Annotated in this window: 9 protein-coding genes and 1 pseudogene; 5 read left to right on the forward strand and 5 right to left on the reverse strand. The window is 62.4% G+C overall.

The window, feature by feature from the left end; translation table 11 throughout:
• Positions 1-3 precede the first annotated feature (3 nt).
• Together HMPREF3162_RS11070 and HMPREF3162_RS11075 are read right to left on the reverse strand one after the other, a co-directional pair.
• Positions 4-1,014 carry an ABC transporter permease gene (locus HMPREF3162_RS11070; RefSeq protein WP_070777849.1) on the reverse strand — a complete coding sequence of 337 codons (1,011 nt, stop codon included), beginning with the start codon at positions 1,012-1,014 and terminating at the stop codon, positions 4-6.
• On the reverse strand, positions 1,011-1,901 hold the full coding sequence (locus HMPREF3162_RS11075) for an ABC transporter permease (protein WP_070777851.1): 891 nt from the start codon (positions 1,899-1,901) through the stop codon (positions 1,011-1,013). Before HMPREF3162_RS11075 ends, HMPREF3162_RS11070 begins: the two co-directional genes overlap by 4 nt.
• A gap of 249 nt (positions 1,902-2,150) precedes the next feature.
• Between HMPREF3162_RS11075 and HMPREF3162_RS11080 the strand changes: the two genes are divergently transcribed.
• Positions 2,151-2,657, forward strand: coding sequence for a DUF2938 domain-containing protein (locus HMPREF3162_RS11080; protein ID WP_070777872.1), 507 nt, complete (start codon positions 2,151-2,153; stop codon positions 2,655-2,657).
• On the opposite strand, the gene HMPREF3162_RS11085 is transcribed toward HMPREF3162_RS11080, so the two are convergent.
• On the reverse strand, positions 2,616-3,221 hold the full coding sequence (locus HMPREF3162_RS11085; RefSeq protein ID WP_061211393.1) for a helix-turn-helix domain-containing protein: 606 nt from the start codon (positions 3,219-3,221) through the stop codon (positions 2,616-2,618). The two genes, HMPREF3162_RS11080 and HMPREF3162_RS11085, sit on opposite strands and share 42 nt — an antisense overlap.
• 34 nt (positions 3,222-3,255) lie before the next feature.
• Here HMPREF3162_RS11085 and HMPREF3162_RS11485 point away from each other — a divergent pair.
• From HMPREF3162_RS11485 to serA, 3 genes and pseudogenes are all read left to right on the forward strand, one after another.
• Positions 3,256-4,241: pseudogene (locus HMPREF3162_RS11485) on the forward strand (IS481 family transposase).
• A 267-nt stretch (positions 4,242-4,508) separates the two neighbouring features.
• The gene (locus HMPREF3162_RS11095; protein ID WP_070573619.1) at positions 4,509-5,807 is read left to right on the forward strand and encodes a GNAT family N-acetyltransferase; all 1,299 of its coding nucleotides are present in this window, start codon (positions 4,509-4,511) and stop codon (positions 5,805-5,807) included.
• A 155-nt stretch (positions 5,808-5,962) separates the two neighbouring features.
• A complete protein-coding gene (serA, locus tag HMPREF3162_RS11100; protein ID WP_061943297.1) occupies positions 5,963-7,552 on the forward strand; it encodes a phosphoglycerate dehydrogenase in 1,590 nt (529 codons plus the stop codon).
• Position 7,553: 1 nt separating this feature from the next.
• Here the strand turns inward: serA and HMPREF3162_RS11105 are convergent, their stop codons facing one another.
• Positions 7,554-8,405: an HpcH/HpaI aldolase/citrate lyase family protein gene (locus HMPREF3162_RS11105; protein ID WP_070777853.1), complete on the reverse strand. Its 852-nt coding sequence runs from the start codon at positions 8,403-8,405 to the stop codon at positions 7,554-7,556.
• Between the two features lie 106 nt (positions 8,406-8,511).
• On the opposite strand from HMPREF3162_RS11105, the gene HMPREF3162_RS11110 reads away from it, so the two are divergent.
• Complete coding sequence (locus HMPREF3162_RS11110) at positions 8,512-9,549, forward strand: 3-isopropylmalate dehydrogenase (RefSeq protein WP_070777855.1); 1,038 nt, start codon at positions 8,512-8,514, stop codon at positions 9,547-9,549.
• A 69-nt stretch (positions 9,550-9,618) separates the two neighbouring features.
• On the opposite strand, the gene HMPREF3162_RS11115 is transcribed toward HMPREF3162_RS11110, so the two are convergent.
• Positions 9,619-10,197: a hypothetical protein gene (locus tag HMPREF3162_RS11115; protein ID WP_083304091.1), complete on the reverse strand. Its 579-nt coding sequence runs from the start codon at positions 10,195-10,197 to the stop codon at positions 9,619-9,621.
• Positions 10,198-10,451: the final 254 nt, after the last annotated feature.

Here is a 10,451-nt window from a genome sequence, read left to right on the forward strand (position 1 = left end):
TCATCATGACGTGGCAGCTCCGATCCGGGGATCGAGAATCCCGTAGACGATGTCGACCAAGAAGTTTGCAAGAACCACTGCCAGTGCAGCGAACAGGGTCACGCCCACCACCAGCTGCACATCCAAGTTGTTCACAGCGTCCAAAAGAAGTGAGCCGACACCTTGGATTGAAAAGACCTTTTCAGTCACAACTGCGCCGCCCAGGAGGGAACCGAAGTCCAGCGCCACAAGGGTCGCGATGGGAACAACGAGGTTGCGCAGACCGTGCCGGCCTACAACCTCACTCTCAGTGAGGCCGATTGCGCGGGAGCTGCGAATGAAGTCCTGGCTCATAATGTCGAGCATCGAACCACGGGTGAACCGGACGTAGATCGCGGCGTTGACGATCGCAAGCGTGACCCACGGCAGAATCAGGTGGAACGCCCACTGGAACGGGCTATCACTAAACGCAACGTACCCGCCGATCGGGAGCACGTTGAGGGTGAACCCGAACAGCAGAATAAACAGCAGACCTACCAAATAGGTGGGGGCCGAGACCCCAACCACAGACATACCCGTGAGTGCGCGGTCGGTGAAACGACCTCGGCGAAGGGCCGCCCACGTGCCCATGGCAACACCCGCGATCGTCCACAGCACCAGGGCGCCGATTGCAATCGACAGGGTCACCGGGATGCGGTCCACCAGGAGGTCGCTGACGTCGGTACGCAGGCGGAAGGAATACCCAAAGCAGGGGGCGGCACATTCGATGGCGGCTTGACCGGAGCCAAACGTGCGACCCGCCACGATGCCCCACAAGAACGCGCCCAGCTGAACCAGCCACGGTTTGTCAACGCCCATGTACGCGCGAACCTCAGCGAGCCGGTCCGGTGTGCACGGTTTGCCGCAGCTGAGCTGAGCTGGGTCGTTCGGAAGCATGTAGAAGATTGCGAAACTTGCCACTGCGATGACCAGAAGCACCACCAGGGAACCGGCCAGTCGTGACAAGAGGAAACGAGTAATGGGCCACCATTTCATGCTTTTTCACCTGCCACTGCGTCGCGCAGACCGTCGCCTAAGAGAGTGAACCCCAACGTGATGAGGAAGATCGCGAGTCCCGGGAACAGGAGGTACGCGGGGTCGACTTGGACCCAGTCGATGGCGTCTGAAATGGTGCGGCCCCACGATGGCGTGGAGGGGTCAACGCCTACGCCCAAAAAGCTCAGTGTGGCCTCGGCACCGATCTTGCCGGGAATGGAAAGAGTGGTGAAAACCAGGATCGTCGCCAGGAGATTAGGCAGGATTTCGCGTGTGATGGTGCGGAAGCCGCTTGCGCCCTGAGCAATGCTTGCGCGAACAAAGCCGCGGCTGCGCAGGCTCAGTGTTTCTGCGCGCACCACTCGGGCGATAGAAGGCCAGCCAAAGAGGCCGATGACCGCCACCAAGACTAACGACCGATTGACCTCAGGTGGGATGACGGCCGCCAGTGCGATGGCGAAGATCAGGAACGGGAAGCCGAACACGATGTCGGTGATGCGGCTGAGCAACCGGTCCCAGACGCCGCCGAAGAAGCCCGCAGCCACGCCAATCACCACTCCGATCAGTACTGACACCGCGGTTGACGCCAGCCCAATGAACAGAGACACGTGCGAACCCCATGTCACGATCGCGAGCAAGTCACGTCCGGTCTTCGGCTCAACGCCGAGCGGGTGCTGGAGACTCATGCCGCCGAACGCGCCGGCCGGAACAGCATCCGGGCGCAGCAGGTCGGTGTTGAACGAGTGAGGGTCGTTGCCAGTCAGCGCCGTCAGGATTGGAGCAGCAGGAACCATGCACAGAAAGAACATAACAATGACGAATCCTGTGCGAGCAGTTGAACTGCTCAACAGGCGCGGCCATTTGATGCGCGTCGCAACACGTTCCATTCGGTTCCTCTGTATGGGTAAAGGCTGTGGGTAGGCACAAAGCCAACCGGATAACCGGTTGTACCTCCCCGCTATTCCACAGGGAGCGTTAAGAATGAAGTTTGTGACGGATTACATTTTTGGGGCGTTCTAGCTGTACTGACCGGGCACGTTGATCAAGTTTGCTGAATCAGCAAGAACAGTTGCTGGCTCTTTTGGTGGTGTGCGGTAATGGAGCGGTAATGGAACTGTCTACGAGAGGTGCAGGTCATGCGTATCGGTGTCGGAGAACTTGTCCAAGCTGCTGCTGTCGGCGTGGGAGCAACCATCGTGATGGACGGGGTGGCGGAGATGCTGCGCCGTACTCGTGGCTCCAAGTCATTGGACTACGCGATGGTTGGTCGATGGCTTGGGCACATGCCCGCCGGTGTCTTCCGGCACGATTCGATCATGGCAGCCGAGCCCGTCCCTCACGAGAAGGAGTTGGGCTGGGCGGCCCATTACGCCATCGGGACGGGCTTCGCCGTTGCGCTGGCCGCCGCTGATCCAGGCTGGCTCGAGCGGCCGCGTTTCATACCCGCGGTAGCATGGGGACTGGCCACGCTGGGGGCGCCTTGGCTGCTCATGCAGCCTTGTTTCGGGATGGGCGTGGCGGCGGCCAAGACCCCCAATCCCAAGCAAGCACGGCTCGGCAGCCTGCGCGCCCACACTTCCTACGGAGTGGGCATCTGGCTGTCAGGGCAGCTCGTCCACGCGGTTGTGCATCGCCGCGCCTGAGTTGGCCTCCACCGAGCCAGCGAGGTGGATTCTCTGCCCTCGGAGTCCCAGCAGGCTGAGGACCTCCACGGCCGATGTCCCAGTGCTACCGAACCAGTGCGGTGTGGTGGTGTCGAACTCAGCTGCCTGTCCCACCGTGAGTAACACGTCATGGTCCCCGACGATGAGCCGTAGTTCGCCAGACAGAACGTAAAGCCATTCGTAGCCATCGTGTCGGCGAAGGGCGGGCGTCGACTTCGTGCTGGGAATCACCATCTTCAGCGCTTGCTGCGGGCCCGGGAAGTGCGTCAGGGGCACCACCGTCATGCCGTTGCGCCGTAGAGGACGCGGATAGACCCGTGGATCTCCCACTGGCGGGGCTCCCACCAGATCGTCCAGGGGTAGGTCATACAGGGCGGACAACGCGAGCAGCAGCTCCAGTGTGGGTCTCCGGCCCCCTGATTCCAGTCGTGACAATGTCGAGGCCGACAAGCCTGTTGCCTCGGCCACGTCGCCCAACGTCAGGTCACGCGACAGGCGGATGCTCCGCAGCCGAGGACCGACTCCTTTGAGGACTTCATCCATCACCAGACCTCCTACTCATTCCCCCGAGGACACCGTGTCACACGCCAACGCCGCACTCACCCCACGGCATCGACTGATCGTCGGTCGCCTCGTCGTCGACGAGGGCTGGTCCATCAGCGAGGTCGCCGCCCGCTTCCAGGTCTCCTGGCCGACCGTGAGCGCTGGGCAGAGCGCTACCGCACCGGCGAGTCCATGCAGGACCGCTCCTCGCGCCCACACCACTCGCCCAACAATACCGATACGAAGACGACGAAGCGCTGCATCCAGCTGCGGCTCCGCTTGAGGGAAGGTCCCGTGCAGTTGGTCTGTCGGCTGGGGATCGCGCCGTCGACGGTTCATCGGATCCTGACCGACGCCCACCTGAACCGGCTGTCGCATGTTGATCGCGCCACCGGTGAGCCGGTCCGTCGCTACGAGCACGACCATCCCGGCGCGATGCTCCATGTCGACGTGAAGAAGCTCGGCAACATCCCCGACGGCGGCGGCTGGCGCTACGTCGGCCGACGACAAGGCGAGAAGAACCGAGCCGCCACCCCCGACAACCCCAGAAACAAGTACCGGGACCCGTTGATGGGCAAGGCCTTTGTCCACACTGTCATCGACGACCACTCCCGCGTGGCCTACGCCGAGATCCACGATGATGAAATCTCGATCACCGCCACAGCGGTCCTGGTGCGGGCTGTCGAGTGGTTCAACGCCCGCGGCATCACCGTCGAGCGCGTCCTGTCCGACAACGGTGGCGCCTACCGCTCACACCTGTGGCGAGACACCTGTGCCGAGCTCGGGATCAAGCACAAGCGCACCCGTCCGTATCGGCCGCAGACCAACGGCAAGATCTAGAGATTCCACCGGACCTTGGCCGACGGCTGGGCCTATGCCCGCTGCTACACCTCCGAGGCCGAACGCCGCGGAGAACTCGACGGCTGGCTGCACTACTACAACCACCACCGGCCACACACAGCCTGCGGCAACCAGCCGCCCTTCTCACGATTAACCAACGTCCCCGGCCAGTACATCTAGCTGTAATAACCGGCAATACCCCGGGTGAAGAACCACCAACTGCATTCATGCGGTGGGGTGCCAATGCCAGGCGACCTGTTGAGGCACGGTGGGGTTGTGCGCACCGGGTGGAAGTAGGAATACGGACGAGGCACCGCCCGGCTGCGGGGCTAGGTGTCGGCTGGCCGTCTGCAGGCCGAACCGCAGCCCGGCGCAAACGCCAGGGGCTCCGGGAATGCGCCCCAGAACCCCTACCGGCCTTAAACTGCGTCCTGTAAATTGGGCTGAGTGCTGAACTATCGTTTTGAAACATTCCGTCCAGGTGTCGAGACTGACCCCGAAACCGGCAAACAGAAGGTGGATGCGCGTACTGCCGCGTTCTTTGCCGCCGTCAATGCGGGTTTTCACGATAAGCGCGAAGATGACGAAAAGATGCTTCAGCGCTATGAGCGCAGCAAGGCCGACGGTCGTGTCTTCACCGGCGTCTACGCCCCTGAAACCCAGAAGCACGCGCTCAGCACCGATGTTCCGGTGGCTACATTCGTCCATTTCGAAGCCCCGATCAACGTCGGCGAAAACCGCCTGCAGGATGCTCATCTGATTACGTGGGTGACAGTGCGTCCCACGCACCGCCGTCGTGGTCTGCTGCGCACCATGATGACGGACAACCTCAAGACTGCTGCGGAAGCCGGCTACCCGTTTGCTGCCCTGACGGCCACGGAGGGCGGCATCTATCGTCGCTATGGTTTCGGCACGGCGTCCTGGATGGGTTCGTTCGAAGTTGACACCAACCCGGGCTTCCGGCTGGCTGCCGAAGCTGATTCTCGCGTCGAGATGTGCGAACCGGCTGTGCTGAAGGACCTCGCGCCGGTCATCTACGAGCGTTTTATGCGCACAACCCCGGGCGCGGGCGGCCGCCAGCAGCGCTGGTGGGATGTCGCCGCGGGCAAGTACGATTTCGAGTCCGGCGGTCCCGACCCCGCTGTCCGTGCAGCGCTGCACTATGACGAATCCGGTGAGCCGGACGGCTACGCGACCTACAAGTTCACCGGCTGGGACAAGCCCACCCCCACGGTGCAGGTTCTTGACCTGATCGCGGTGTCGGACGAGGCATACTCCGGCCTGTGGTCGTTCCTCGGCTCCATCGACTTGGTGGAGCGAGTCAAATATGACGGGGCTCAGCCCTCACCTTTGCCGTGGCTGTTGGAGAACCCCCGCCGCGTGCAGCAGAAGTCTCACTGGGACCTTCTGTGGTTGCGCGTTCTCGACGTCAAGAAGGCTCTTGAAGCCCGCCAGTGGCTGGTGCCGGGAAGCCTTACGCTCAAGGTCACGGACTCCCTGGGCTATGCGGAGGGCACATGGCGCATTGACTCCGATGGTGCCGACGCCACCGTCGAGCAGACCCCGGATGCCCAGCCAGACCTCGAACTCGATGTCGCTGAGCTCGGCTCCATCTACCTGGGCGGTGCTGACCCGTCGCTGCTGACTCGCGCCGGCCGCATCACCGAGTGCACACCGGGTGCGGCTGTGCGGGCCCGGCTGATGTTCGCAATGGCCCGGGCCCCGTACACCCCGTACGAATTCTGATCCCACAAGCACACTGACGAGGCGCCGCTCACCACGGCGCCTCGCGTGCTGTTCGGGGGTGGTGGGCCCGGTTGCGGTGCCCGTGGCGAGGGCGGGACGCATACCTCCCACAGCGATCCCTAAGATGTTGTCAAGCACACACTGTAGGGGGAAACGTGACCAAACCTGTCGTCCTTATTGCCGAGAAGCTGTCGGATGCGACCGTGGGCGAGCTCGGCTCGGAATTCGAGGTTCGCTATTGCGACGGAGCTGATCGTGCCGATCTGCTGAGTGCTCTGCCCGGCGTTTCGGCTGTGCTGATTCGCTCGGCTACGCAGATGGATGAAGAGGCAATCGCAGCAGCAACTGACTTGCGGGTCATCGCGCGCGCCGGCGTGGGCCTTGACAATGTTGACATTCCGGCGGCGACGAAGGCCGGCGTTATGGTGGTCAACGCGCCGACGTCGAACATCACCTCGGCGGCAGAACTGACGATGGCGCACATTCTGGGTGCGGCGCGCAATTACGGTGAGGGCAACCGTTCGCTGAAAGCCGGCGAATGGAAGCGCAGCGCTTTGACGGGCGCCGAACTGTTCGAGAAGACCCTCGGCATTGTGGGCCTTGGCCGCATCGGCGGACTTGTTGCTGAGCGTGCGCGAGCCTTCGGTATGAAGCTCATCGGCTACGACCCCTACATTACGCAGGCTCGCGCAGGGCAGATGGGCGTTGAGGTTGTCAGCCTTGACGAGCTACTGGAGCGTTCGGACTTCATCACGGTGCACATGCCCAAGACGAAGGAGACCACCGGCATGATCGGTGCGGAGGCCTTCACCAAAACGAAGCCCGGTGTGCGAGTGGTCAATGTCGCCCGCGGCGGAATCATCGACGAAGAGGCCCTCGCGGATGCTGTCCGCACCGGCAAGGTGGCTGCCGCAGGCATTGACGTGTGGACGCAAGAGCCCCCTGTTGACAACCCGCTGCTTGAGCTTCCTGAAGTCAACGCGACCCCGCACCTGGGTGCATCAACCGCCGAGGCGCAGGAAAAGGCCGGCATTTCAGTCGCTCGGTCGGTGCGCCGCGCCATGGCAGGCGAACTGGTACCGGACGCGGTCAATGTTGCCGGCGGTGCAATCCATGAGGATGTCCGCCCCGGAATCATCCTGGCGGAGCGCCTGGGACGTACTCTCACGGCACTTGTCGATGAGCCGTTGGCACACCTGCGGATCGAAGTGCACGGTGAGATCGGCGAACTCGATGTTTCCGTGCTCAAGCTCTCAGCGCTGAAGGGTGTTTTCACTGACATCGTGTCCACACCTGTCACCTACGTCAACGCACCTGTCCTGGCCGAAGAGCGCGGTGTGACCACTGAGCTCGTTGCTGACACGGACTGTGAGCGCTACCGCAACATCACGTCGATTGTTGCGACCACCGCTTCGGGCAAGCAGATGAGCGTTTCGGGCACCGTGACGGGTCCGAAGCTCATGCAGAAGCTCACGGAAGTCGCAGGCTTCGACATCGAGATTCAGCTGTCCGACAACCTCGTGATCTTCAAGTACGAAGACCGCCCGGGCGTCATCGGCCAGCTGGGCCAGGCGCTGGGCCGTTCGAACATCAATATTGCCGGCATGCAGGTGGCGCGCACCGACGCCGGCTCGCAGGCGCTTGCGGTGATTGACGTCGATTCGCCTGTCAGCGATGAAATCGCCGAGGCGGTGGCAGGGGCCGTGGACGCTTCGGATTTCGCCACGGTCACCTTGGCGGAGTGACTCAGCGCTTCCACAGGCCGTAGGAATCGGCAAGGTCCGCGATCTTCTCAGCGCGGGCAATGCGGGGGAGGTACGAACCGTCGGTGATCCCATCGGCGTGTTCGGCCTCCTCCAGCATTTCTCGGGCCCACGCGCGGTCTTCTTCGGATGGTGCGAGGCCGTTATTGACGTAGGGAACTTGGGATTCGCTGAGCACCAGCTTGCCGGTCATGCCCATTTTCATGGTCCACGTACAGTCGGAGCTGACTGTGGACTGTCCCGCACCGGGGGAGGACGGCCCGTCGATCGCACCGGCCAGACCTCCTACGCGTGATGCTATGACAAGGCGGGATCGTGCGTAGGCCAAAGCGACCGGGTCGTCGCCAATGCCGGTGTCTTTGCGGAAGTCGTTGACTCCGAACGCCAAACGGAAGGTGCCTGCCGCCGATGCGATGCGGGTTGCGTTCTCCACACCGAGCGCTGTTTCAATGAGCGCAAGAATCGGCATGCCCACACCGGCCCGAATCGATGTCAGTGTGACCTCTTCGGGCTCTTCCGTGTTCGGCAGCATAACGCCGCGCAGACCCGACAGCCCAGCCAGAGCGTCAAGGTCCTCTTCCCAGTGGTGAGTCCACGTGTTGTTGACGCGCACCCAGCCGACCATCCCGCCCTCCAGGGCGCTGACGACATTGTCTCGCGCAGCGTTCTTCTGGTCTTCGGGCACTGCGGCTTCAAGATCGAAGATGATGGAGTCCGCGTCGCTCGTCTGACCGGATGCGAACAGTTCGGGCTTGGCCGCATTGACGAAGAGCCAGGAGCGTGACAGTCGGGCGGGCAGTGCGAGGGCGCGCTTGTTGCGCAGCTGATCGGACATGCCACCAGTCTATGAACATGCGCGGGCCAAGGGGAGGCTTCGCGCAGTATGTCCGGACTTCAAGACAGGCGGCTGAATGTCGAGATCAGGGCGTACTGTTGGCCCCATGGATTTGAAGATCGCAGTTATGCCGGGTGACGGCATCGGCAAAGAGATTGTTCCCGTCGGACTCGATGTCCTAGGCCGGGCTGTTGAAGTCACGGGCGAAGACGTCAGCATTACGACCAAGCAGTTCGAAGCCTCCGCTGACCGCTGGCACAAGACCGGTGAGACGCTCACCGATGAAGAACTGGACGAGCTGCGCGGCTTCGACGCGATCTATTTCGGCGCCTGCGGTGACCCCTCGGTGCCATCGGGTGTGCTCGAGCGGGGCATCATCATCAAAATGCGCTTCGGGCTGGATCACGCGGTCAACCTGCGGCCCTCGCGGTTCTTTCCCGGCACCTCGTCGCCCTTGGCAAATCCCGGTGACATTGACTTCGTGGTTGTGCGCGAAGGCACGGAGGGCTCCTACACGGGCCAGGGAGGTTCCCTGCGTCTGGGCACGCCGCAAGAGGTGTCCAATGAAGTTTCGGTCAACACGTGGTTCGGCGTGGAGCGCACGGTGCGCTACGCGTTTGAACTGGCGCAGAAGCGTTCGAAGAAGCTGACGTGGGTGCACAAGAACAACGTTCTCGTCCACGCGGGACACCTGTGGGGACGGGTCATTGAGGCTGTTGCACCAGAGTTCCCGGACGTCGCGGTGAACTACGAGCACGCGGACGCCAGCACCATGTACATGGTCAATGACCCGGGACGCTATGACGTCATCGTCACGGACAACCTTTTCGGCGATATTCTTTCCGACCTGGCAGCCGCTGTCACCGGCGGCATTGGCCTTGCCGCTTCGGGAAACCTGAACCTTTCCGGCACCGGTCCGTCGCTGTTTGAGCCGATTCACGGTTCGGCGCCCGACATTGCCGGCAAGGGCATTGCCGACCCGACCGCTGGAATTCTGTCGGCGGCGCTTCTGGCTGAAAACAACGGCCTGGGCAAAGCTGCAGAGGCTATTCGATCTGCTGTTGAAGCTGATCTTGCCCAGCGCGGCGACGCCCGGCGTTCAACCGAGGAGGTCGGTGCGGCTATTCGCGACCGTCTGAGCTGAGGAAAGCGCTGTCCTTATACGACTGGGCCCGGCCACAGCGGCCGGGCCCAGTGCTGTCCTTGAAGAGCTTTAGGCGACTCCGTTGTAGCGGATCGGTTCGCCGACTCCCTGGTTGATGAGGTCCTGTTTGGTTGCGTGGCGCGGGTTGGGGGCTTCTTTGCCGGACTGTCCACCGCCGTGTTCAAGCAGTTCGAACGAACCGTCCGGGTTCACTTTCTTGACCAGAACGATGTGGTCAGGGCCGGTCACAGCGTCACCGGGCTGGATTTCTTCCCACTTGATTTTGTGGGCAACGCCCTTGGGAACGAAGGTGAAGGATGCTTCGCCGGGGCCACCGGAGTTCCATGCGTAGGAGACGAATCCGGAGCAGTCCCTGCGGTAGTTGTCAAAGTAGTCTTGGCCCTGTGAGTAGTAGGGGGCCTTGGCCATGCGGTCTTCAGCGCGCTTGATGATTTCTTGACGGCTGATGCCCTGTTTCTGAGCCTGGGCGGGTGCGGCTTGTGCTTGGGCCTGTGCGGGTGATCCGCCGGGGTTTTCTGCTGGTGCAGCTGCCTGTGCGGCTCCTGCTGCGGCGAGGAGGCTTCCTGCGCCGATTGCCGCAGCCAGCGCTCCGTGAGTGAGGGTGCGTGTTAGACCTTTCTTGAGCATGTCACTCTCCATAATCTAGACGTCCTGGAAGTCCTCCAGGCGTGATTCACGTTACGCTTGGAGGTCTGGCTGGGAAGGCGATTTTGGGTTGGGCAGCCGCTTTTTCATCCTCTTTTGAGCTGCGCCACCAGTTTTCTAACGTTGGGCGAGTAACAGCTGGGTGCGGCTTTACAGTTCGCTTTTCCAAGGGCACATTCGCATTCGAATGAGCACGGAACAGCGGCGGGGCCGCGGGATGTCTCTCCCGCGGCCCC

Origin of the sequence: Brevibacterium sp. HMSC07C04 (genome assembly GCF_001815905.1) — a bacterium.
GTDB lineage: Bacteria > Actinomycetota > Actinomycetes > Actinomycetales > Brevibacteriaceae > Brevibacterium.